Here is a 22,388-nt window from a genome sequence, read left to right as displayed (position 1 = left end):
GAGCAGGAGACGATGAACAGAGAAGGCGACGAAAAGCAAGCACCATGGTCCATCTCTGATCTTGCTCACGAACTGGATGTCAGCACGAGAACGATTCGTTACTACGAGGAAGTCGGCCTGATTTTTCCGGCTCGAACTGAGCGGGGGATCAGGTATTACAGCCGCCAGGATCGGGCCAGGCTGCGATTGATTATGCGGGGAAAGCGCTTCGGCTTCTCGCTGGAGCAAATCCGGGAAATGATCGAGTTGTTTGGCGAGGATCGCAGCGGTCGCGCCCAGTTGCTGCGTGCCATTGATTACGGCAACCAGAAGCTGGCGGAGATTGACGACAAGATCAGGGAGCTGTCGCTGCTGCGGGAAGATATTCTCGCTTACAAGCTGGGGTTTGAACAAAAATTGCTGGAAGAAAATGGGGAGGGGAACCGATGAACGTATCAGCTTTGCTTGCTGCAAACGGACGCAAATATCCCGACAAGCCTGCACTTGTTGCAGGTGATGCAGAACTTACCTTTGCCGAGTGGAATGATCGGGCGAGCAGGTGGGCCTATCGTTTGAGAGAGCATGGCGTCGAGCCAGGAGATCGCGTGGTTTTGATGCTGCCGAATTGTCCGGAGTTTGCGGTTTTTTACATAGCCGTTATTCGCTGCCAGGCGCTTGTCGTACCGATCAATGCGCGGTCGACCCAGGAGGAAGTGCGCTACATATGCGAGCATGCAGGGGCGAAAGCACTGATCGTTCACGAAGCTCTCGTGCACGCGGTCAACGAATGGATCGAACAAGGAACGAATCTGCTTGCCATCAAGACGGGCGGCAGTCAGGGCGTTTGGCTGGGAACAGCAGCTTGGGAGATAGGCGAAGATGTTCTCGGCAAGCTGGATGAATTTGCGATCGACCCGGATGCTCCGAACTTGACAGAAGACAGCGAAGTCAGCATTTTGTACACGTCAGGTACAACGGGCCGGCCAAAAGGTGTTTTGTACACGCACAGAAGCTTGCTGACCGTCGCGACCATGATGGCCATCGAACTGTCGATCCACCATCGCTCACGCATCCTCCAGCTCATGCCGCTCAGCCATTCAGCGCCGCTGCACTTGTTTTTTATCTCAGGCTTGATGGTCGGAGCGACGCAAGTGATGGCGCTCACGTTTTCGCCGGAGCTTCTCTTGTCGCTCGTGCAAAAGCACCGGATTACCCACTTTTTCGGGGCGCCCGTTGCTTACTTGCTGACGATGAAGCATCCCGAGTTCGCCCGGTACGATTTGTCATCCGTGGAGTTTTGGATGTACGGAGGCGCTCCTTTGTCCAAGGAAATGGCTGCGCAGATGGAGCAAGCGTACGGCAGGGACAAACTGGCTTGCGTCTACGGGCTGACGGAAGCAGGGCCGACGGGCACTCGCCTGCTGCACCGCGAGCACCCGGACAAGGTGGGCAGCGTCGGAAACCGCGGCGTCCTGTTCGCCGAAGTCGAGGTTGTCGACGAAGCGGGCAGACCTGTCCCGGCAGGTACGCCTGGCGAGGTGCGAGTTCGTGGAGCAGGCACGATGAAAGCCTATTACAACAACCCGGAAGCGACGAGCGAGGCGCTGCGCGACGGCTGGCTTTACACGGGAGATATCGGAAAATTCGACGAGGACGGCTTCCTGTGGATCGTCGACAGGAAAAAGGATGTCATGATTACGGGCGGAGTCAATGTCTACCCGAAGGAACTTGAACAGCTGCTGGAGCGTCACCCGGCGATTGCCGAAGTGGCTGTCGTGGGACTGCCCCATCCCGAGTGGGGCGAGACGGTTACCGCCTATGTAGTGCTTGTTGCAGGGGCTGATCCGGCGCACGATTGGCTGACAGAAGTGCGCGGCTTTTTGAGCGGACACCTTGCCGATTACAAGCTGCCGCGACAGGTGAAAGTCCTCGCCCAGCTGCCGCGCAATACGAGCGGAAAAGTGCTCAAGCATGCTTTGCGCGATGCGGCTGCGCAAAAGGAAGTGGAGCTGACATGAGCGACCTGCAAGCGAAAATCGACCAGCGCCGCTACAGCGACAACATCCCTCACCCGCGCGCAGGCAGCCAGCAAAACTTTTTTGCGGCAGACCCCAACCTTGCTTTCTTGCTGGAGCGGTATTTGCCGGCGCCGATGCACGATTGGGCGAAGCAGCAGCTCGGTTGGCTGGGGGCACATGCGGCGGGGCCGCTGGATGAGCGGGCAGCCTATACCGATCGGGACGGCAAGCCGCACTTGCGCAAATACAATCGCCTTGGCGAAGACGTTTCCGAGATCATCACCAACGAAGGCTACAAGCAGACGGTGGCTGACGTGTACGGGGCGGGGATCGTCCATTATTTGTACCACGACATTCCCGAGCTTGGGTTCAAGGCACCGTACAGCTACTCCTTTTTGCTGGGCTACCTCGTCAGCCAGACCGAGCCAGGCTTTTATTGCCCGGTGACCTTGACGATGTCGGCGGCGTATTTGATCGATAAATACGGGGATGAGCAGCAAAAAGAGCAGTACCTGAGCGGGCTGACCTCGCGGGATCGCCGTTCGCTGTACGAGGGAGCCACTTGGCTGACGGAGCGTCAGGGCGGCTCGGATGTCGGGGCGAATCTCACGGTTGCCAAGCCGACAGCCGGGAAGCCGGGCGTCTATCAGTTGACGGGCGAGAAATTTTTTGCCAGCAATGCGGGCGCGATGGTCGCCACGGTGCTTGCGAGAATCGACGACAGCAAGCCGGGCACAAAAGGCTTGGGGCTGTTTCTCGTCCCGTGGGTTCGGCCGGATGGCACGCGCAACCAGATTGAGGTTCGGCGTTTGAAAGATAAGCTCGGAGTGAACGCCGTGCCGTCTGCGGAGGTGCTGCTGCACGGCGCGGAAGGCTATTTGATCGGACAGCCGGAAAATGGCTTCAAATACATGGCGGAAGCGCTGAATTTGTCGCGAATTTGCAATGCGATCGCATCGGTCGGAATCATGCGCCGAGCCTTGTATGAAGCCAAATACTACGCGAGCGAGCGGCGTGCTTTTCAAAAGCCGATCGACCAGTACCCGATGGTCAGAGAAATGCTGGTCAACCTGCTCTTGGATACGGAAGTAAGCACAGGCGCCGTGTTCGACATGATTGCTGTCTACGACCGCGTACAGGATGGTTCGGGAGGCAGGGACGAATTGGCGCTTTGCCGGCTGTTGATTCCCCTGTTGAAATACCGGACGGGAGAGGAAGCGGTGGAAGCCGCCCACATAGCCATTGAGATTCACGGCGGCAACGGTTTTATCGAAGAGTATGTCACACCGCGCTTGCTACGGGACGCGCAGGTGTTGACGGTGTGGGAGGGAACTTCGAACATTCTTGCGCTGGACATTTTGCGCGTCATGCAAAAAGAAAACAGCCATGCGGTCTTGATCCGGCTGTTGCGTTCGCGTGCGGCAGGCTGGCACCATGCCTTTTCCCGGCCGTTCGCCCAGCTTTTGCAATCCGAGCTGGCTGTACTGGAGGAGAATATTGCTTATTTGCTCCAGCAGTCGCCTGATTATCTCAGCTATAAATTGAAGGCGCTCGCCGACCACATGATTGACTTGTACACGCTTTCCTGCATCGTCAGCGAAGCAGAGGATCAGCTGCTGCGAGACAACAATGCCCGCAAATACGTGCTGGCAAAGCTGTACGCAAACAAACATTTGCTGCCGAAGACAAAGCGGGGCATCCAGGGTGACGAGCTGCTGGATGTGCATTTTTTCCGCGAGCTTCTGGACTATGAGCCGATCCCGCTGGAGGCGCTACAGCAGCAGTCTGCCTTTTTGTTCGCCACGTAACCAATCGCATCAAAAGGAAAAAACGCCCATGCAGCCAATTCGAGGTTGCTTGGGCGTTTTTCATCTCAGGCATAGCGTTTTCTGCGTTTGTTCCAGATGAACCAGCCAACGGCTACAAGTGCAGCGGCTGCGAGCAATGAGACTTCCAAGTATTCGTCTAGCAACACTTTGGCATGTTTGCCGTACAAGTAAAACAACGTACCGATCAGGAAAAATTTCAGGCCGCGACCGACGATGGCAAAGAGCATCAGCTTTGTCAGCGAATAGTTGAAAACGCCGCTCAATACGGTAAATACTTTGAACGGGATGGGCGTAAATGCGCCGATTAACACCGCAGCGTCTCCGTTTTTGGCGAATTTCTCGGTGGCGACCACGACCCATTTTTCCGGGAGCAGCTTGTGCAAAAGCGGTTTCCCCAGCCACTTGCCGAGCAAAAATCCGATTGGCGCCCCAAGAATCGAGGCGGTAAAAGCCACCGTTGCAAAGCGGAGGGCCGATCCGGGGTCAAGCAGACTCATCGCAATTTGCATAAAAAAAGGAGGAATCGGACTGATGAACGAATCCAAAAATGCCATGCCAAAGAGGCCCCATATTCCATATTGCATGAAAAGTTCTGTGATTTGATCGAGCATGAGCATCTCCTTAAGCACATTTCCTCTCGGGAATCAATTATACAGGAAAAAAGCGGTTTTCAGTAGTTAGGATATGCTTGGTCGTGCGGACAAAGACCGAAAAAGCGGGCTGATCCAAACAGATAGAAATACGATTGATTACACCGGGGGGTTACATTTTCCTGGTATTTTCCGGCTTTTAAGGAGATTCGTCCTGAGCGAAACGGCCCTGTGTATGCGTGAGTCGTGGTCGGGAAGTCCCTAGCTTTTCCATTGACGATAGGAAAGAATATCCATTAGTATAGAGAAGAAGGACATACAGCGTTGGGAGGAGCCCATGAAGACATTGGGATCGGGGAAAGTCGTTTTTTATGCGCCGGATGGAACCAGCGTGCAACTGACAGGAGAAATTGACGTGCGCGGAGACCGGGTAGCCGTGACTGAAATCATTTACTTTAACGGTCAGCCTAATGGTGCGCGTGAAACTAATCTGCCACTTTCGCAAACGGTCATCTACTGGGAACCGGAAGTGTATGAGCAGATCGGATTTGAATGATAAAAGAACAAGAAATATCGGGCAGCCCTGCTTTTTGCGGGGCTGTTTTGCATAAAGCTCCTGTTTGTGGCAGCACCTCGGGCTATAGCCGTTATGTCCCGAGTGTGATATCATGTGGGATGGAATTTACGTATGGTACAAGGAGTGATCCTGATGATCGATGCTATATTGGAGCGTGCCCTTGCAGGGGAACGACTGGGCCTGGAAGACGGCCTGGCCTTGTTTGCCAGCAACGAAATTGAAAAGATCGGACACTACGCCAATCTGGTGATGCAAAAGCATCATCCGGAACCAATTGCCACGTTTGTTATCAGCCGAAATGTGAACTACACGAACATTTGCGATACGTATTGCCGCTTTTGCGCCTTTTACCGTCGTCCAGGCTCAAGCGAAGGCTATGTACTGCCAAGAGAAACCATTTTCCAAAAGATTCAGGAGACCGTAGACGTAGGCGGTACGGAAATCTTGATGCAGGGCGGAACGAACCCGGATTTGAAAATTGATTACTTTACCGACCTGCTGCGGGCGATCAAGGAACGTTTTCCGAAAATCACCATGCACTCGCTGTCGGTAGCGGAAGTCATCAAAATCGCGGAAGTCTCCAACATGTCGGTCGAGGATGTGCTCAAAGAGCTGAAGGCAGCGGGGCTGGATTCCTTGCCGGGAGCGGGCGGAGAAATTCTCGACGACCGTACGCGCCGCAAAATTTCCCGTTTGAAAGGCTCTTGGAAAGAGTGGATCGATACGCAAAAAGCTGCTCACCGCATCGGGTTGCCAGGTACGGCGACGATGGTAATCGGCTTTGGCGAGGAGATGGAGGAGCGCGTGCTGTCTTTGCTGCGTATCCGTGAAGCACAGGACGAGACGCACGGCTTCAAAGCGTTCATCGTCTGGACGTTCCAGCCGGACAACACCAACATGAAGGCCGTCAACAACACGCCGGAAGAATACCTCAAGTCTTTGGCGATCAGCCGACTCATGCTGGACAATATCGAAAACTTCCAATCTTCCTGGGTCACCATGGGCCCGCACTACGGCCAATTGTCGCTCTCTTACGGAGCAAACGACTTCGGTCAGACGATGATGGAAGAAAACGTCGTTTCAGCCGCCGCATGTACGTACAAAGTGAACACCAACCAGATTCTCGAACTGATTCGCGGAGCAGGCAAAATCCCTGCGCAGCGCAATACCCAGTACGACATCCTGCGCGTGTTCCAGGACGGCGAGATGGCAGAGAAAGATTTTGTGATGCAAAACTAATTGATATACCAGCTGTTTCCACGCGCTGCTTGATCACCAGCCTTTGTCAAAGGGGAAGTGATGAGGGAGCGCGTTTTTCATATGGAACGACCCCATTTTCCAATCCCCGGTTTCCAATCGTTTAAAAGTATATCGCCAATCAAGGGACATATACTGTAACTACAATTGCGGTTGGGGGGATGAAAATGCAAACGTATCGCGTATTGCTGGAGAATGTCCCTGAGCATAGTGGCACGTATCGCGTGATCGTAAACGAAATGCTGGAGCGAGTCAATACGGCCCCGGTGCGCATTACATACAAGGAGCAAGAGCAGGAGGACTACTGCACGTTCCTTTTTCAAAGCTGGTGCGAAGAAGAATATGATGCGCAGACGATAGAGTGGGCGAGAGCTTTTGTGGCATTGACGTTGGCAGAGTGGGTGACACAGGTCAAGGAAGCGGACATCATGCAGGAAATGGCTGCCGATCTGTTGGCGGCAGAACAACTGGAAGAAGAATGGGGAGAAATTTTGCCCTACATCGAGCGCATGTGCCAGGAAATCGAGCAGGATGGCCGCGAGCTTTTGGCTGCCACGACCCGCAAGGCCAATGTTTACCGCAAGGCGTTTTTGTATCTGGAGCAGGAGCGGACGATCAACGTCCTGGGTTTCATCCGGTTCCGGCTGCAAGAGCATTGGAACGAGCTGTTTGAACTGGTGGAGTCCGGGATTGACGAATATCTGGAAGACAAGCAATACCAGGAATTTGTCGAGCTGTTGCGCTACTTCATCGCCGTGCAGGAAGTGAAACAGGAAGTGGTCCATGTTGTTCCTAGTGTGGACAAACCTTTCCATCTTTATGACAAACAGGGAGACCGTCTCTGGCTGGAGCAGCTTGATTCCGTGCTCAGCATGGACGAACAAAAGTGCCGGGACGAGGATTATTTGGTCAGCGCCTTGGTTACACTGGCTCCTGAGAGTATCGTGCTGCACATGGCTGGCGACAGGCCGGGGCTTGCGCAAACGATACGCAGCATTTTCGACAGCCGGCTGATTACGTGCCATTCCTGTTCATTATGCATTGGGCAAAGACGTGTACTTGACGGGAACAATCCGAGTCCACTATAATAAGCAACAACAAACGTATATGGCTTACAAATACGATGAGAAGGACATGGACGATATGAAGATCGCTCTAGAGAGGCGGGCCTAGGCTGGGAGCTTGCTGCGAGATCATATGGATCTACCCCCTTCGAGTAGCAGCCGGGAACGAAGCGCGTTTGCTTCCACTATCGGTTTGCCGGTTCCCATACCGTTATCATGTCATGAGGAGTCTGTTTCGGTGTTCCTTTTTATGCAAACAGACTTGAACTAGGGTGGTACCGCGAGAATGCACTCGTCCCTTTTTGGGATGGGTGTTTTTTATTTTCTCAAAAACAAACAGGAAGGAAGAATCCAAGGTGGCACAAATTAACGTAACATTCCCAGATGGCGCAGTTCGTCAGTATGATGCTGGGATCACCATCGAAGAGATCGCAGGCTCGATTAGCGCAAGCCTGAAGAAAAAAGCAGTAGCCGGTAAAAAAGACGGCAAAGTGGTGGATTTGTACACGCCACTTGAGGATGATGCAGCGATTGAAATCGTCACTCTCGATACACCGGACGGATTGGAAGTATATCGCCACAGTACCGCTCACTTGCTCGCCCAGGCTGTACGCCGCATCTACGGCAGCGAAGTGAAATTCGGTATCGGTCCCGTGATTGAGGATGGCTTCTACTACGATATGGATATTCCGGTAGCACTCTCGCCAGAGGATTTGGGCAAGATCGAAGCCGAAATGGAAAAAATCGTGAAAGAAGATTTGCCGATTCGCCGCAGAGTGGTGAGCCGCGATGAGGCGATTCGAATCTTCTCCGATCTGAACGATCACCTCAAGCTGGAACTGATTCGCGATCTGCCAGACGAGGCTACCATTACTTTGTACGAGCAGGGCGAGTTTTTCGACCTCTGTCGCGGCCCGCACTTGCCATCGACTGGCTTCATCAAGGCGTTCAAGCTGATGAGTGTAGCAGGCGCATACTGGCGCGGAAAAGCGGAAAACCAGGTGCTGCAACGCGTATACGGTACAGCTTGGCCGAAAAAAGCCGACATGGATGAATATCTGCACTTCATCGAAGAGGCGAGAAAACGCGATCACCGCAAACTGGGCAAAGAGCTGGGATTGTTCATGTTCTCCGAAGAAGCTCCAGGCATGCCGTTCTACCTGCCATACGGCTTCACTGTCCGCAACGAGCTGGAGCAATTCTCCCGCCGCCTGCAGCAGTTGGCGCAGTACACAGAGGTGCGCTCTCCGTTCCTCATGAACGAGCGTCTCTGGAAAGAGTCCGGCCACTGGGATCACTACAAGGAAAACATGTACTTCTCCGAGGTCGAGCACGCGACTTATGCGCTGAAGCCGATGAACTGCCCTGGACACATGCTGATTTACAAAAATGCGATGCACTCCTATCGCGACCTGCCAATCCGCTACTCCGAATTTGGTCAGGTGCACCGCCACGAGTATTCCGGTGCGCTGAACGGCATGCTTCGCGTTCGGACTTTCTGCCAGGATGACGCGCACGCCTTCGTTCGTCCTGACCAGATCCAGAACGAAATCAAGAGCATGATTCAACTGATCGATAAAATTTACAACGTCTTCGGCTTCGAATACAGCGTAGCGCTCTCGACTCGTCCAGAGGATTCCATGGGCTCCGACGAACTGTGGGAGACTGCGGAAAGCTCCTTGAAAAAGGTGCTGGAAGACTTGGAAATGCCTTACGAGATCAAAGAAGGCGACGGCGCTTTCTACGGTCCGAAGATCGACTTCCAAATTACTGACGCGTTGAAACGCCGCCACCAATGCGGAACGATCCAGCTCGACTTCCAGATGCCAGAGAAGTTTGACCTGACTTATATTGGCCAGGACAACGAGAAGCACCGTCCGGTTGTCTTGCACCGTGCGATGTACGGCTCGATGGAGCGCTTCATCGGCATCCTGATCGAGCACTATGCCGGGGCGTTCCCAGTATGGCTGACTCCGGTTCAGGCTCGCCTGATGAACATTAGCGAAGTGCACATTCCTTATGCAGAGCAAGTCAAAGAAAAACTGCAACAAGCAGGAATCCGCGTGGAGCTGGATGCGCGCAACGAAAAAATCGGCTACAAAATCCGCGAAGCGCAAGTGCAAAAAATCCCGTACATGCTGGTCATCGGTGAAAAAGAGATGGCTGACGGCACACTGTCTGTTCGCAGACGTGGCGTAGGCGATGAAGGTGCCATGACTGTGGATGCCTTCGTGGAAAAAATCCGCGCTGAAATCAACGAAATGAAGTAAAAACAACAAAACGGTCATGAAAAAGGGCAGTCTCTTCCGCGATGAAGAGAACTGCCCTTTTTGCTTTTTTCGTGATTCGTGAAAGGAAATTACAGAGCGGACTCCAGGCGGGACAACAGGGAGACGACCTCGCTCGATGCCTCCTGGAGCAAGAGATACGTTTGCTGCGCTCCCGCCAGATCTTGAGCCTGGTACTGCTCGACGGCTTGCTTGGCGTAAGCATGAACCATCCGGTGCGGCTCCTCAAGCTTTTTGAAGATCGGATTGTTTCGCACTTGGGCAGACAACTCGCCATAGTACCAGTTCCCGAGACGGCATGTGTGGTGGGAGCCCATTTCGCTTGCGTTCAAGTGCTCCAAGCCCAAAAACATGTTGTAAATTTTCCATTTCCACAGAAGATGGTCGGTTTTTGCCACGCGGACGATGTCTTTCGAGCTGAGCTTGACGTTGATCGTAAAGAATGTTTTGCGGTAATCGTCCATTTTTCGGCTCAATTCCAAAATCAGCTGGGCCGTATCCTTGGCGATTTCCTGCGAATGCGCGCTCAAGTCAAAAATCGTGGAGTTGCGGCGGGCAATGTCCGTTACGGAAGAAGCCTGCTCCTCGGTCATGGCGGCAATTTGCGAGGTCGATTGGCTGATTTCCTGCATCGCGGTCACAATTTTGTTCAAGGCGACGTCAGCGTATTGGGCCTCACTCACACAGCGCTCAACCAGTTTGCCTGTATCGTCCATTTGCTGGGTCACCTGATTGGAGACATGCTGCAACGATGCCATATTGGTTGTAATTTGGCTGATTTGTTCTTTTGTATGCTCGGCCAATTTGCGAACTTCTGAGGCGACAACGGCGAAGCCGCGCCCCTGGTCGCCTGCCCGCGCAGCCTCGATACTGGCGTTGAGGGCGAGCAGATTCGTTTGCTCGGCGATTTCCCGAATAATATGCACGACATCCTGGGTCTGGTGAATCTCCTGATCGAGCTTGTTGACGCGGCCCATGACCTCTTCGAAGACGCGCCCGACTTGCCGGATGTCTCCCAGCGCGGCATTGATGATCTGCCTGCTCTGTTCTGCGGAGTGGACGGCATCGTCCGTTCCTTCCGCCACCTTGATAGCGTGGTTGGCCACTTCCTGAATGGAAGCGCTCATTTCTTCCGTAGCTGCTGTCACGCTGTGGCTTTCCTCAATTTGTTCGTCCATGCCCGAGATGAGCTGTTTGGTCGTATCGAGCTGTGTCATATGATTCAACATGTCGGAGATGCCGAACAAAAATGATTTGAACGTCTCTTCCATATATACTTCCACGATCAGTTGCTGATCGAACGCTGCCAGTTTTTGGACGGATGTGACCATTTGCATCATTTGATGCGGCTGATGGCTCCATTTTTCCATCAAGATCGATGTCATGATCTGAATCAACATATGATGAGCGGAGATAAAATGATCGGCTGTCAGATGAATGCGGCTGTGAACTTGTCCAATCACAATTCTCGTCTTCACGTATTCGTAATCCACATTCGCCTGCAGAAACTGTTCAAGATACAACTCCAATGTGTGTTTCAATTTTCCTAGTGTTGAGTGGTCGAGAATCAGTTTTTGCAATTGATCAACAGCCGTGATTGCGCCGTAAAATTGGTCGACAATCTTCGCTTTAAAGGGCGAAAGCGTTTCGGCAGCATTTTTGACATGGGCGAGCGTGTCTTGATCCACCCCTAAAAAGGACAAGCGCTCCTTTACTCGTTCTCCTACTTGATCGATGTCAGTCGTGTGAGAGGATTTTACGTACTCTGTCCATGGCTTTGTTTTCTTCGTAAAAAATTGCATGCAGACCTCCGGATTCTTTGCTTTTCTCTTTTTTAGTCGTTCGCTTCAAAACGGGGGAAGAGAGCATACGTCAATGGTGCTTTGGTGAGTGAATTGGCGATAGTGGACACGACAAATGTTCTGGGATAAAATAAACCGACCCTACAGCAATAATAGGGTCGGTTGCACTACTCACTCCCAGCCATTCAAGTGCCCACATACAAATCGCTGATCATCGCTTCCACTTTCAGTTATACAATTTCACAATATATAGTCATATTAGCTTATATTAATTCAAAAAGGGAATAGCAAAAATGAGCTATTTACACTTTCAAGCAAAATATTATGGTTTTGCATAGGAACAACCAGGCGAAAGTGCAGGAAAGCTATTACGCCCGATCGTGGATATGATACGCTAGGAAAAAGGAGAGTGACAGCCAATGCCAGAGCAGTCGCCACTCGTTGATACACGAAATCGCCCTCTCCGCGATTTGCGTATTTCCGTGACAGACAAATGCAATTTTCGTTGCAGATACTGCATGCCTGCGGAAATTTTTGGACCGGACTTTGAGTTTTTGCCGCAGCACAAGCTGCTTTCATTTGAAGAGATTGTTCGACTGACCGACATTTTCGCCTCGCTTGGCGTCCAGAAAATCAGAATTACAGGCGGAGAGCCGCTCATGCGCAGAGGCTTGCCTGTGTTAATTGAAATGATAAAAAAAGTAGCAGGTATTCACGACATCGCTATGACCACCAACGGTTCGTTGCTCGTCCGCCACGCGCAGGCTCTGAAGGAAGCAGGACTTGACCGCGTGACAGTCAGTCTCGACAGTCTGGACAACGAGCGGTTCGGCACATTGAACGGCAGGGGCTATCCGGTAGAAGCCGTGCTGGACGGCATACGGGCGGCGGCTGAAGCAGGTCTTGGCGTGAAAATCAACATGGTCGTGCAGCGGGGAGTGAATGACCAAGATATTTTGCCGATGGCCAAATACTTCCGCGAGCAGGGGCATACTTTGCGCTTCATTGAATTTATGGATGTCGGAAACTCCAATGGCTGGAAGCTGGATCAGGTCGTGCCGTCCAGCGAAATCGTCCGCATGATTCACCAGGAGATGCCGCTTGTTCCGATCGAGGCAAATTACTTCGGGGAGGTCGCTTCGCGCTATCGCTACGAGGACGGGGATCAGGAGATCGGGCTGATTTCTTCTGTGACGCAAGCTTTTTGCTCCACCTGTACGCGCGCCAGGCTGTCCGCAGAGGGCAAAATGTACAACTGCTTGTTCGCTTCTGCGGGCGAAGACTTGCGCGAGCCGCTGCGAAACGGAGCGAGCGACGATGAGATCAGAGCGCAGATTCAGACGATCTGGAGCAAGCGCGATGAACGATATTCAGAAGAGCGGCTGGATGAGACGCCTGGCCTCGTAAAACGTCCCAAGGTGGAAATGTCGCACATTGGAGGATAGTGTGTGATAAGCCTTGACAAAGACAACTCTAACCTGTATCATGAATTGAGTGTATAAACACTTCATACTTCGAGAACAAGCAGAGGCGCCCAGCTTCTCACCTGCGTCGACGTCTTCCACGACTGTTGACAGGTAACTCTTATGCAAAGATCCTTGGATCTGATGAAATTGCTTAGGTGAGATATGTGCGGGCGCAGATGCGTTCGCACATTTTTGTTCCTTCTCGAAATTGACGGAGGTGGCAAGTATTAGCAAGGATCAAATGTTAATCAACGAAGCGATCCGTGCCCGTGAAGTCCGTTTGATCGGTGCTGACGGGAGCCAATTGGGAGTCGTACCTTTTAGGGAAGCGTTGCGCATTGCCCAGGAAGCCGAACTGGATCTGGTAAACGTTGCTCCTACAGCCAAACCGCCTGTTTGCCGTATCATGGACTATGGAAAGTTCAAGTACGAGCAGGCGAAAAAGGAGAAAGAAGCGCGGAAAAACCAGAAGATCATCGAGCTGAAAGAAGTGCGTTTTTCGTCCAACATCGAGGAACACGATTTTCAAACCAAGCTTCGCAACGTCCGCAAGTTCTTGGAGGATCATCACAAGGTGAAGTGTACGATCCGTTTCCGTGGACGTGAAATCACCCACTCCGAAATCGGCCTTGGCGTTATGGAACGTGTGGCTGCCCAGTGTGAAGATCTCGCTACGCCTGAGCGTAAACCGAAGATCGAGGGCCGCAGCATGATCATGATTCTGGCTCCGAAAGCGGAAAAGTAAGATAGTAGTTTAGACAGGAGGATTTTTCAGATGCCTAAAATGAAAACCAACAAGGCTGCTGCGAAACGTTTCAAAAAGACTGGAAGCGGCCAATTGAAGCGCGACCGCGCATTTGGTAGCCACTTGTTCGCTAACAAATCGACGAAAGCGAAGCGCCACCTGCGCAAAGCTGCACTCGTTTCCAAAGGCGATCAAAAACGTATTGAGCAAATGCTCACTTACCTGTAAGTTTTTGTATCACTACACACATTACGCAGCATGAGCTCCCTAAGCGCCTAGCAGTAGGCCGCCATGCTGGAAAGACCAGGAGGAGTTTAGTATGCCAAGAGTAAAAGGTGGCATTGTTACACGCCGTCGTCATAAGAAAATTTTGAAGCTGGCGAAAGGATACTTCGGTTCCAAACATCGCCTGTTTAAATCCGCTAATGCGCAGGTAATGAAATCCCTGCTTTATGCATACCGTGATCGTCGTCAAAAGAAACGCGACTTCCGCAAACTGTGGATCACTCGTATCAACGCGCAAGCTCGCTTGAACGGTCTGTCCTACAGCCGTCTGATGCATGGCCTGAAAGTGGCTGGCATCGAAGTGAACCGCAAAATGCTGGCTGATCTGGCTGTTAACGACAAAGCTGCTTTCAACGAACTGGCAACAGTTGCAAAAGGCAAGCTGAACGCTTAATCGGCTGCATCACGAGCCGACCTTTTCCCCGTGGGGAGATGGTCGGTTTTTTTGCGTATAAAGGTCTTTCCCTTTTTCCATCCGCAAGACAGCAAGTATCGGCAAAAAGCAGCCAAACGGCTTTTGCCGCCAAAAAATGGGCGTGGGACGTAGAAGAACTTCCGTCTCAGGTTGGAGAGAAAAACAATCTTCCGTCCGTGTCGGAGGGACTGCCTCCTGCCATACAATAAAAAGTGTCAAAGGAAAACATTGGATAGGGAGAGATCATATATGAAAAAACAAAAATGGATGATGATGATGGGTGCTACGGCGGTTGTTTGTTCGGCGTTGTTCGTTCCGGGAGCATTTGCCAAAGAAAAAGACGATGTCTATGTAGCACCGGTCGTTTTCACGAAAGGCGCACCTCTTGTGCAAAACGTGGATCAGGTCAAAAATACGATTCCTACCAGCAGCACATTTATTATCCCGCCTGCCAAAGAAGACGTGAAAGTAGAAAAGAAATAACAGCGAAATACCGCGAGAAGCGATCAGGCATAATGTCTGGTCGCTTCGTTCATTTTGGCGTGGCCGATGCAGTTTTGTCGGCAGGACGAATCTCCACTTCCGGATTTCCAACATATGATGGTGGGTGAATCCTAGCAGGAAGGGAGTTTCGCTGATGAGCAATCGCCAGAGGATGGCGGATGAGGAATTGCAGGTATGGGCATACCGGATGGAAGCCAAATTGCCACAGGACGTGCTGGTTCTGGCGGTAGAAAACTTTGCAGGCAATCTCGTCCTCGCCTCAAGCTTTGGTGCCGAAGATGTAGTGCTGATCGACATGCTGCATAAACTGGCGCCGACCATACCTGTCTTTTATCTCGATACGAACAAGCATTTTGCCGAAACCTACGAGACGCGGGACAAACTGCAAGAGCGTTACCAGACCAAGTTTATCCAGGTGTTGCCACAGATGACGCTGGCTGAGCAGGAAGAGAAGCATGGAGAGAAATTATGGGAAACGGACCCGAATCTTTGCTGCCAAATTCGCAAGGTAGAGCCATTGCAGCGGGTTTTGTCCGGCTACGACGCGTGGATTACAGGAATACGCCGCGATCAGGCGCCGACACGCGCCCATGCGAAAAAAGTGGAGTGGGATGACAAATTCAATCTGGTGAAGTTTAATCCGCTTGCGGACTGGACGATGGATCAGGTGTGGGAATATATACATGCAAATCAGGTCCCTTACAATCCGCTGCATGATCGCCACTATCCGAGCATTGGCTGCAGTGTGTGCACCCGGCCTGTCCTCCCGGGGCAAGATCCGCGTGCAGGGCGCTGGGCCGGCTTTGACAAGACCGAGTGCGGTCTGCACAAGTAGGAGAGGAAGAGGGGGAGTTGGCATGCAAACGATCTTGCCGCACGGCGGAACACTTATCAATCGGCTGGTGAACCAGGCGGAAGCGGCAGACAACGCAAGTGTCAAAAAAGTGATCACGATAGACGAATGGACCTTGTCCGATCTCGATTGTTTGGCGATTGGCGCCTTTTCGCCGCTGACAGGCTTTATGAACGAGGCAGACTACCGCTCTGTCGTCGAGACGATGCGGCTCGCAGACGGGACAGTGTGGCCTTTGCCAGTAACACTTGCTGTCGATCCGCTCGCGCATGCGGACATTCAGCCGGGAGACAGGGTGCTGTTGCGCGGGGAGGATGGGGAGAATTATGCGGTTCTTCACGTGCAAAGCTGCTATGAGCCGGACAAGGAACGGGAAGCGAGACAAGTATTTCGCACGGCCGATCAGGCGCATCCGGGCGTGAAAAAGCTTGCCCAGAAGCCGGGCCTGTATGTGGGCGGCCCTGTGCAAGTGCTGAAAAGACCGAGGCCAAAGCGTTTTGCCGAGTATTATTTGACGCCGCAAGAAACGCGAGAAAGCTTTGCCAGACAAGGCTGGAAAACAGTGGTCGGCTTTCAGACGAGAAATCCGGTCCACCGGGCGCACGAGTACATCCAGAAAGCGGCGATGGAGATCGTTGACGGGCTGTTTCTCAACCCGTTGATGGGGGAGACGAAGTCGGACGATATCGATTCGCAAGTGAGAATGAAAAGCTATCTCGCCCTGCTGGAAAATTACTATCCGAAACAGCGCGTGCTGCTCGTCGCCTTTCCGGCAGCCATGCGCTATGCGGGGCCGAGAGAGGCGGTTTTTCACGCGCTCGTCCGCAAAAACTACGGCTGCACGCACTTCATCGTAGGCCGCGATCATGCAGGCGTCGGCGATTACTACGGGACGTATGACGCGCAGCACATCTTTTCTGCGTTTGAGCCAGGCGAGCTGGGTATCCAGCTTTTGTTTTTCGAACACAGCTTTTACTGCACGGCTTGCCAGGGGATGGCGACCGCGAAGACTTGCCCGCATGACGCGAGCTTGCACCTGACGCTTTCCGGGACAAAAGTGCGCGAATTGCTGCGCAGCGGCAAGACTCCGCCCCCGGAATTTACCCGCCCGGAAATCGCCAGCATTTTGATCGAGGGTCTGCGCGAACAGAGATAAACGTGTTCCCAAAACAGGGGGAAGGGACGGCAGTGCCGTTCCGTTTCCTTGTCCAAAACGGGGACAAGCCGGAACAAAAATGTATCCGCTTTCACGCAAAAACCGCGCCGTTCCGCCATTTTCTATTGAGCACTCGTTCGGACGAAAGTCTAGTAAAATCTTTTTGTTTTCGTTGACACCCCAAAAGTGCCTAGCTATAATCAGACGTAACACTTTATTTTCTGACAACAACAATATTAGAAATATTGTTATAATAGCAGGCTATGACGAGGATGGTGCACGTCTCCCCTTTTACAGAGAGCCCTGATTGCTGAGAAACGGGTATCGGGTACGTTGCATTGCTCACCTCCGAGCTGTTTTGCTGAAATGTGCGTAAAATCACATAGTAGGCAAAACCGATTAACACCCGTTAGCGTGTTACAGTCCGCATTTATTGTGACTGGCTGAGATCGGCTGACCGTGAGGCGCCGATAAAGTTGGGTGGTACCGCGAACCCTTTCGCCCCAAAAGACATGGAAATCGAACCGTGTCGGGGCGAAAGGGTTTTTCTATGTGTCTATAGGTATTGTTTATAGGTACCTGTTGAGAAGTGGGAGGAGGAGAGGAAATGAGTGTTGAAATGGCCGAATTGCAGAAAAAGAACGGCATGCCACCGATCCAGTTCGGTGAGGAAGTGACAGGAGCAGAAACGCTTCTGCGCTGTTTGATCCTGGAGCAGGTCGAGTACATTTTCGGCTATCCAGGCGGAGCGGTTCTCCCGATCTACGATTCCTTGTACGGGAGCTACTTCAAGCACATTTTGACTCGCCATGAGCAAGGCGCTATCCACGCTGCTGACGGATATGCCCGCGCCACTGGCAAACCGGGCGTATGTATCGCCACTTCCGGGCCGGGGGCGACCAACCTCGTAACGGGAATTGCGACAGCCCAGATGGACTCGGTTCCGCTGGTGTGCATCACCGGAAACGTAGCCCAGTCGTTGATCGGAACAGACGCGTTCCAGGAAGCGAACATTACAGGGATCACGATCCCGATTACAAAGCACAGCTACTTCGTCCGCGATATCCGCGATCTGCCGCGCATCGTGAAGGAAGCGTTCCACATCGCAACGACAGGACGTCCGGGTCCGGTGCTCATCGATATTCCAAAAGATGTGGCGAATGCGACAGCGCCGTTCACCTACCCGGACAAAGTCGAGATTCGCGGCTACCGCGACACGCTCGTGCCGACAGACGAAGAAGTGCAAACATTTGTTACCGCGATTGGCGAAGCGAAGCGCCCGGTCATTTTGGCAGGCGGCGGCATCATCGCCTCGAAAGCCGAAGCAGAGCTGCTCGCTTTTGCCGAAAAGGCTCGCATCCCTGTCATCAACACTTTCATGGGTCTTGGCGGTTTCCCTGGAACGCACGAATTGGCGCTCGCCATGCCGGGCATGCACGGAAACTACACCGCCAACCAGGCGCTGCTGAACGCAGACTGTGTCATCGGGCTGGGCGCGCGTTTCGATGACCGGATCACGATGGGCCGCACAAAAGAATTTGCGCCGAAAGCTCGCATCGTTCACGTCGACATCGATCCGGCAGAGCTGGGCAAAAACGTGGAAACAGCCGTAACCGTGGCCGGAGATGTCAAAAGCACCCTGGCCAAAGCGATTCCGGTTGCCCGCACTTGCGATTCCGAAGCGTGGATCAGCCAGTTGAAAGAATGGCAAGCCCAGTATCCGTACAAGTACAAAAAAGACGGCGACGTGCTGAAGCCGCAAGCAGTCATCGAGCTTCTGTACAGCTCCACAGATGGGGAAGCGATCGTCACAACAGACGTTGGACAACACCAGATGTGGACAGCACAATACTACAAGTTCAAGCATCCGCGCTCGTTTATCTCTTCCGGTGGCCTCGGCACGATGGGCTTCGGCTTCCCGGCAGCGATCGGCGCACAGATCGCGCATCCTGATCGCACAGTAATTTCAGTGGTTGGCGATGGCGGCTTCCAGATGACAAACCAGGAGCTGGCGATTGTCTCCCAGTACAACATTCCGGTGAAAGTCGCGATTGTGAACAACCAGTGCTTGGGGATGGTTCGCCAATGGCAGGAATTGTTCTACGACAATCGTTACAGCCAAATCGATCTGACGTGCAGCCCGGATTTCGTCAAACTGGCGGAAGCGTACGGAGTCAAAGGATTGCGTGCAACCACACCAGAGGAAGCGGAAGCGGTTTGGGCAGAGGCGCTCAAGCATGATGGGCCAGTCGTAGTGGACTTCCGCGTCGCGCAGGAAGAAAACGTATATCCGATGGTAGCGTCAGGCGACACATTAGATCAGATGGAATTGGGGGACGATTAGGATGCAACAACATACCATCGCCGTACTCGTCAACGATCACCCCGGCGTTTTGACCCGAGTCGCTACCTTGTTCGGGCAGCGCGGCTATAACATCGACAGCATCACGGTGGGCGGAACAGAAGAACAAGGTCTGTCCCGGATGATTATTACCACAGGCGCAGATGACCGTCAGATCCAACAACTGATGAAGCAACTGCAAAAACTGATCGATGTCATCTCGGTGACGAACCTCAGCGAAAATCCTTATGTTTCCAGAGAGCTGGCGCTGATCAAGGTAAGTGCTTCGCCAAGCCAGCTGGCAGAGCTGAACGGGATCGTCGAGCCGTTCCGCGCCGCGATCGTCGATGTCGGGCCGACTTCGCTGATCGTGCAAGTGACGGGTGACACCGAAAAAATCGACGCGCTGCTTGTCCTTTTGCAAAGCTATGGGGTACTCGAACTGACCCGCACCGGATCAGTAGCGATGGCGCGCAGTATTGTTCCAGCAACAGCCGCAGCAACGGTTTAAATTGCAAAATTCAGAATAGAAATTCAAACTAAACGATATTTCAGGGAGGCTACACAAATGGTAAAAATGTATTATGAAGCGGACGTAAACAAAGAGGTACTGCGTGGCAAAACAATCGCGATCATCGGCTACGGCAGCCAAGGCCATGCGCAAGCACAAAACCTGCGCGACAGCGGTTATAAAGTAGTAGTAGGTCTGCGCCCCGGGAAATCCTGGGATGTAGCGGCTAAAGACGGCTTTGAAGTTTTGACGGTAGCAGAAGCAACCAAGCGCGCTGATGTTGTGCAAATCTTGATGCCAGACGAGCGCCAGGCGCAAGTGTACCGCGACGAGATCGCGCCAAACCTGAAATCCGGCGCAGCACTGTGCTTCTCCCACGGCTTCAACATCCACTATGCGCAAATCGTGCCGCCAGCAGACGTTGACGTCATCATGTCCGCTCCGAAAAGCCCTGGTCACCTCGTTCGCCGCGTATACCAAGAAGGCTTCGGCGTACCTGGTCTGATCGCGATCTATCAGGATGCGACTGGCAATGCGAAAGACCTCGCTCTGGCCTACTCCAGCGGAATCGGTTGCACCAAAGCAGGCGTAATCGAAACAACTTTCCGTGAAGAGACAGAAACAGACCTGTTCGGTGAGCAAGCGGTATTGTGTGGTGGAGCAAGCGAGCTGGTAAAAGCAGGATTCGATACGCTGGTAGAAGCAGGGTACGCCCCTGAGATCGCCTACTTCGAGTGCTTGCATGAGCTGAAGCTGATCGTCGACCTGATGTACGAGGGCGGTCTGGCTCGCATGCGCTACTCGATCAGTGACACAGCGGAATACGGTGACTACAGCACAGGCCGCCGCATCATCACAGACGAGACTCGCAAAGAAATGAAAAAAGTGCTGGCTGAAATCCAAGACGGTACTTTCGCTCGCAACTGGATCTTGGAAAACCAAGCGAACCGCCCTGGCTTCACTTCCCGCCGCCGTCTGGAAGCAGAACACGGCATCGAAGTAGTAGGTCAACAACTGCGCGGCATGATGTCTTGGCTGAACAAAGACACGAAAAAAGAAGAAGCGAAAATCGGTCAATAAGGATCGTTACAAAGAGACATATATAATGTAGGAAAAAATGTGGAGGTGAAAAGTTCATGCGGACCATTGAGATTTTTGATACGACATTACGTGATGGGGAGCAGTCTCCGGGCGTCAACATTAGCACGAACGAAAAGGTGGAGATCGCCCTCCAACTGGAAAAGCTGGGCGTAAACAGAATTGAGGCCGGCTTCGCGGCTGCTTCCCCGGGCGACCAAAAGTCTGTGGCCGAAGTGGCGAAGCGGGTGAAAAACTCCACCATCGTAAGTCTCGCACGTGCCGTCAAAGACGACATGGATAAGGCGTACGAAGCGCTGCGCAACGCGCAAAACGCATCCCTCCACGTCTTTCTTGCAACCTCTCCGATCCACCGCCAGTACAAACTGAACATGAGCAAGGAGCAAGTCCTTGCTCGTGCGGTGGAGGCAGTCACGTATGCGAAAAAGTATTTCACGGAAGTACAATTTTCTGCTGAGGATGCAGCGCGTACAGAGATCGACTTTTTGGCCGAGGTAGTGGAGGCAGTCATCAAGGCTGGGGCTACGACTGTCAATATTCCGGACACGGTTGGCTACATGACGCCTTATCAGTACGGAAACATTTTCCGCGAGTTGAAAAAGCGCGTGCCGGCTACAGACGGAATCCGCCTGAGCTGTCATTGCCACGATGACCTGGGAATGGCTGTCGCGAACAGTTTGGCAGCGGTAGAAGGCGGAGCGACCCAAGTGGAAGGCACGATCAACGGGATCGGTGAACGCGCCGGCAACGCTGCTTTGGAAGAAGTCGCGCTCGCTCTTGAGACTCGCAAAGATTACTACCAGGCGACAACCAAGCTGCACTTGAAGGAAATCGCGCGGACCAGCCAGCTGGTGAGCCGTTTGACCGGAATGATCGTGCCGGGCAACAAGGCCGTCGTAGGAGCGAACGCTTTTGCGCACGAATCCGGTATCCATCAGGATGGCGTTTTGAAGGAAGTTACCACCTACGAGATTATTCGTCCAGAGTCGGTCGGCTTCAAGTCAAACAAACTGGTTCTCGGCAAGCACTCGGGCCGTCACGCCTTCAAGGAAAAGCTGGTGGAACTGGGCTACCACCTCGACCAAGAGGAAGTAAACGCCGCTTTTGCCGCATTCAAAGCATTGTGCGACAAGAAAAAGGAAATTACGGACGACGACATTCTTGCCTTGATCGATACCAAAATCGTTCGCGGCCAGGAAGCGTTCCAGCTGGAATCGGTTCAACTCGCCTACGGCAACATTTCCGTGCCGACCGCCAGCGTTCGTCTCAAGCGGGCTGACGAGTCGGTCGTAGAAGAAGCAGCGATTGGCAATGGTTCCGTCGATGCGATCTACAAAGCGATCGACCGTGCGACTGGAGAAGAAGTCACTTTGATTGACTACAAAATTCTTTCGGTTACGCACGGCCAGGATGCGCTCGGCGAAGTGTATGTCCGTCTGCAACAGGGCGAGCTGACAGTTACGGGCCGTGGAGTCAGTACGGACGTGCTGGAAGCGAGCGCGATTGCCTATATACGCGCCATCAACAAAATTTTGGAGCGTCGCGGGGAATCGGTGCCAGTGGCTGTGAACTAGAAAGAAAGCGTATTGGATAGGAACAGGAACCAGCAA

General features: G+C 52.9%; 20 protein-coding genes and 1 riboswitch. Of the genes, 18 read left to right on the top strand and 2 right to left on the bottom strand.

What is annotated here, in order from left to right; all coding sequences use genetic code 11:
- Window positions 1-12: 12 nt before the first annotated feature.
- Genes IRJ17_RS24500 through IRJ17_RS24490 form a run of 3 tightly spaced genes read left to right on the top strand, consistent with a single transcriptional unit; the run spans window position 13 to window position 3,805 of the window.
- On the top strand, window positions 13-429 hold the full coding sequence (locus tag IRJ17_RS24500; protein WP_242772145.1) for a MerR family transcriptional regulator: 417 nt from the start codon (window positions 13-15) through the stop codon (window positions 427-429).
- Window positions 426-1,997, top strand: coding sequence for a class I adenylate-forming enzyme family protein (locus IRJ17_RS24495; RefSeq protein ID WP_242772143.1), 1,572 nt, complete (start codon window positions 426-428; stop codon window positions 1,995-1,997). The genes IRJ17_RS24500 and IRJ17_RS24495 overlap by 4 nt, the downstream gene beginning before the upstream one ends.
- Window positions 1,994-3,805 carry an acyl-CoA dehydrogenase family protein gene (locus tag IRJ17_RS24490; RefSeq protein WP_242772141.1) on the top strand — a complete coding sequence of 604 codons (1,812 nt, stop codon included), beginning with the start codon at window positions 1,994-1,996 and terminating at the stop codon, window positions 3,803-3,805. Before IRJ17_RS24495 ends, IRJ17_RS24490 begins: the two co-directional genes overlap by 4 nt.
- A gap of 65 nt (window positions 3,806-3,870) precedes the next feature.
- Here the strand turns inward: IRJ17_RS24490 and IRJ17_RS24485 are convergent, their stop codons facing one another.
- Window positions 3,871-4,437, bottom strand: a complete 567-nt coding sequence (locus IRJ17_RS24485) for a YqaA family protein (protein WP_063228694.1) — start codon at window positions 4,435-4,437, stop codon at window positions 3,871-3,873.
- Between the two features lie 316 nt (window positions 4,438-4,753).
- On the opposite strand from IRJ17_RS24485, the gene IRJ17_RS24480 reads away from it, so the two are divergent.
- The 4 genes from IRJ17_RS24480 to thrS all read left to right on the top strand — a co-directional run bounded on the left by IRJ17_RS24480 (window position 4,754) and on the right by thrS (window position 9,584).
- Window positions 4,754-4,972 carry a hypothetical protein gene (locus tag IRJ17_RS24480; RefSeq protein ID WP_063228695.1) on the top strand — a complete coding sequence of 73 codons (219 nt, stop codon included), beginning with the start codon at window positions 4,754-4,756 and terminating at the stop codon, window positions 4,970-4,972.
- A gap of 153 nt (window positions 4,973-5,125) precedes the next feature.
- Complete coding sequence (gene mqnC, locus IRJ17_RS24475) at window positions 5,126-6,232, top strand: cyclic dehypoxanthinyl futalosine synthase (protein WP_122963124.1); 1,107 nt, start codon at window positions 5,126-5,128, stop codon at window positions 6,230-6,232.
- Window positions 6,233-6,417: 185 nt separating this feature from the next.
- Complete coding sequence (gene ytxC / locus IRJ17_RS24470) at window positions 6,418-7,338, top strand: putative sporulation protein YtxC (RefSeq protein WP_122963125.1); 921 nt, start codon at window positions 6,418-6,420, stop codon at window positions 7,336-7,338.
- Window positions 7,339-7,670: 332 nt separating this feature from the next.
- Window positions 7,671-9,584 (top strand): threonine--tRNA ligase, encoded by a 1,914-nt coding sequence (gene thrS / locus IRJ17_RS24465; protein WP_122963126.1) that lies wholly within the window; start codon window positions 7,671-7,673, stop codon window positions 9,582-9,584.
- Between the two features lie 89 nt (window positions 9,585-9,673).
- On the opposite strand, the gene IRJ17_RS24460 is transcribed toward thrS, so the two are convergent.
- The gene (locus tag IRJ17_RS24460) at window positions 9,674-11,404 is read right to left on the bottom strand and encodes a methyl-accepting chemotaxis protein (protein WP_122963127.1); all 1,731 of its coding nucleotides are present in this window, start codon (window positions 11,402-11,404) and stop codon (window positions 9,674-9,676) included.
- A gap of 148 nt (window positions 11,405-11,552) precedes the next feature.
- Window positions 11,553-11,635, bottom strand: a riboswitch (cyclic di-GMP riboswitch).
- 188 nt (window positions 11,636-11,823) lie between these two features.
- Here IRJ17_RS24460 and moaA point away from each other — a divergent pair.
- The 11 genes from moaA (at window position 11,824) to IRJ17_RS24405 (ending at window position 22,352) form a co-directional block, all read left to right on the top strand.
- Window positions 11,824-12,849, top strand: coding sequence for a GTP 3',8-cyclase MoaA (moaA, locus tag IRJ17_RS24455; RefSeq protein ID WP_173596208.1), 1,026 nt, complete (start codon window positions 11,824-11,826; stop codon window positions 12,847-12,849).
- Between the two features lie 262 nt (window positions 12,850-13,111).
- Window positions 13,112-13,615: a translation initiation factor IF-3 gene (gene infC / locus IRJ17_RS24450; protein ID WP_005829338.1), complete on the top strand. Its 504-nt coding sequence runs from the start codon at window positions 13,112-13,114 to the stop codon at window positions 13,613-13,615.
- Between the two features lie 30 nt (window positions 13,616-13,645).
- Window positions 13,646-13,843 (top strand): 50S ribosomal protein L35, encoded by a 198-nt coding sequence (gene rpmI / locus IRJ17_RS24445; protein WP_012685334.1) that lies wholly within the window; start codon window positions 13,646-13,648, stop codon window positions 13,841-13,843.
- Window positions 13,844-13,934: 91 nt separating this feature from the next.
- Window positions 13,935-14,294: a 50S ribosomal protein L20 gene (rplT, locus tag IRJ17_RS24440; protein ID WP_063228701.1), complete on the top strand. Its 360-nt coding sequence runs from the start codon at window positions 13,935-13,937 to the stop codon at window positions 14,292-14,294.
- Window positions 14,295-14,564: 270 nt separating this feature from the next.
- Window positions 14,565-14,798 (top strand): hypothetical protein, encoded by a 234-nt coding sequence (locus IRJ17_RS24435; RefSeq protein WP_173596209.1) that lies wholly within the window; start codon window positions 14,565-14,567, stop codon window positions 14,796-14,798.
- Window positions 14,799-14,952: 154 nt separating this feature from the next.
- Entirely contained in the window at window positions 14,953-15,654 is a 702-nt protein-coding gene (locus IRJ17_RS24430; RefSeq protein ID WP_173596210.1) for a phosphoadenylyl-sulfate reductase, read from the top strand.
- A 22-nt stretch (window positions 15,655-15,676) separates the two neighbouring features.
- On the top strand, window positions 15,677-16,828 hold the full coding sequence (gene sat, locus IRJ17_RS24425; protein WP_242772139.1) for a sulfate adenylyltransferase: 1,152 nt from the start codon (window positions 15,677-15,679) through the stop codon (window positions 16,826-16,828).
- A 607-nt stretch (window positions 16,829-17,435) separates the two neighbouring features.
- On the top strand, window positions 17,436-19,172 hold the full coding sequence (ilvB, locus tag IRJ17_RS24420; RefSeq protein ID WP_173596212.1) for a biosynthetic-type acetolactate synthase large subunit: 1,737 nt from the start codon (window positions 17,436-17,438) through the stop codon (window positions 19,170-19,172).
- A gap of 1 nt (window position 19,173) precedes the next feature.
- Window positions 19,174-19,680 carry an acetolactate synthase small subunit gene (gene ilvN, locus IRJ17_RS24415; RefSeq protein ID WP_063228706.1) on the top strand — a complete coding sequence of 169 codons (507 nt, stop codon included), beginning with the start codon at window positions 19,174-19,176 and terminating at the stop codon, window positions 19,678-19,680.
- 57 nt (window positions 19,681-19,737) lie between these two features.
- Window positions 19,738-20,760: a ketol-acid reductoisomerase gene (ilvC, locus tag IRJ17_RS24410; RefSeq protein ID WP_122963131.1), complete on the top strand. Its 1,023-nt coding sequence runs from the start codon at window positions 19,738-19,740 to the stop codon at window positions 20,758-20,760.
- A 56-nt stretch (window positions 20,761-20,816) separates the two neighbouring features.
- On the top strand, window positions 20,817-22,352 hold the full coding sequence (locus IRJ17_RS24405; RefSeq protein WP_217021945.1) for a 2-isopropylmalate synthase: 1,536 nt from the start codon (window positions 20,817-20,819) through the stop codon (window positions 22,350-22,352).
- The last annotated feature ends 36 nt before the right edge of the window (window positions 22,353-22,388 follow it).

The organism is Brevibacillus parabrevis, from assembly GCF_022701015.1.
GTDB lineage: Bacteria > Bacillota > Bacilli > Brevibacillales > Brevibacillaceae > Brevibacillus > Brevibacillus parabrevis.
This window is presented reverse-complemented; position numbering and strand designations above follow the sequence as displayed.

Excerpts from the sequence above, each read along its gene's own strand:
- moaA (WP_173596208.1), top strand. The coding sequence starts at position 11,824 with ATGCCAGAGCAGTCGCCACTCGTTGATACACGAAATCGCCCTCTCCGC.
- infC (WP_005829338.1), top strand. The coding sequence starts at position 13,112 with ATGTTAATCAACGAAGCGATCCGTGCCCGTGAAGTCCGTTTGATCGGT.
- mqnC (WP_122963124.1), top strand. The coding sequence starts at position 5,126 with ATGATCGATGCTATATTGGAGCGTGCCCTTGCAGGGGAACGACTGGGC.
- IRJ17_RS24460 (WP_122963127.1), bottom strand. The coding sequence starts at position 11,404 with ATGCAATTTTTTACGAAGAAAACAAAGCCATGGACAGAGTACGTAAAA.
- IRJ17_RS24495 (WP_242772143.1), top strand. The coding sequence starts at position 426 with ATGAACGTATCAGCTTTGCTTGCTGCAAACGGACGCAAATATCCCGAC.
- IRJ17_RS24490 (WP_242772141.1), top strand. The coding sequence starts at position 1,994 with ATGAGCGACCTGCAAGCGAAAATCGACCAGCGCCGCTACAGCGACAAC.
- IRJ17_RS24480 (WP_063228695.1), top strand. The coding sequence starts at position 4,754 with ATGAAGACATTGGGATCGGGGAAAGTCGTTTTTTATGCGCCGGATGGA.
- IRJ17_RS24485 (WP_063228694.1), bottom strand. The coding sequence starts at position 4,437 with ATGCTCGATCAAATCACAGAACTTTTCATGCAATATGGAATATGGGGC.
- ilvC (WP_122963131.1), top strand. The coding sequence starts at position 19,738 with ATGGTAAAAATGTATTATGAAGCGGACGTAAACAAAGAGGTACTGCGT.
- ytxC (WP_122963125.1), top strand. The coding sequence starts at position 6,418 with ATGCAAACGTATCGCGTATTGCTGGAGAATGTCCCTGAGCATAGTGGC.
- IRJ17_RS24500 (WP_242772145.1), top strand. The coding sequence starts at position 13 with ATGAACAGAGAAGGCGACGAAAAGCAAGCACCATGGTCCATCTCTGAT.
- IRJ17_RS24405 (WP_217021945.1), top strand. The coding sequence starts at position 20,817 with ATGCGGACCATTGAGATTTTTGATACGACATTACGTGATGGGGAGCAG.
- IRJ17_RS24430 (WP_173596210.1), top strand. The coding sequence starts at position 14,953 with ATGAGCAATCGCCAGAGGATGGCGGATGAGGAATTGCAGGTATGGGCA.
- ilvB (WP_173596212.1), top strand. The coding sequence starts at position 17,436 with ATGAGTGTTGAAATGGCCGAATTGCAGAAAAAGAACGGCATGCCACCG.
- IRJ17_RS24435 (WP_173596209.1), top strand. The coding sequence starts at position 14,565 with ATGAAAAAACAAAAATGGATGATGATGATGGGTGCTACGGCGGTTGTT.
- sat (WP_242772139.1), top strand. The coding sequence starts at position 15,677 with ATGCAAACGATCTTGCCGCACGGCGGAACACTTATCAATCGGCTGGTG.
- rpmI (WP_012685334.1), top strand. The coding sequence starts at position 13,646 with ATGCCTAAAATGAAAACCAACAAGGCTGCTGCGAAACGTTTCAAAAAG.
- ilvN (WP_063228706.1), top strand. The coding sequence starts at position 19,174 with ATGCAACAACATACCATCGCCGTACTCGTCAACGATCACCCCGGCGTT.
- rplT (WP_063228701.1), top strand. The coding sequence starts at position 13,935 with ATGCCAAGAGTAAAAGGTGGCATTGTTACACGCCGTCGTCATAAGAAA.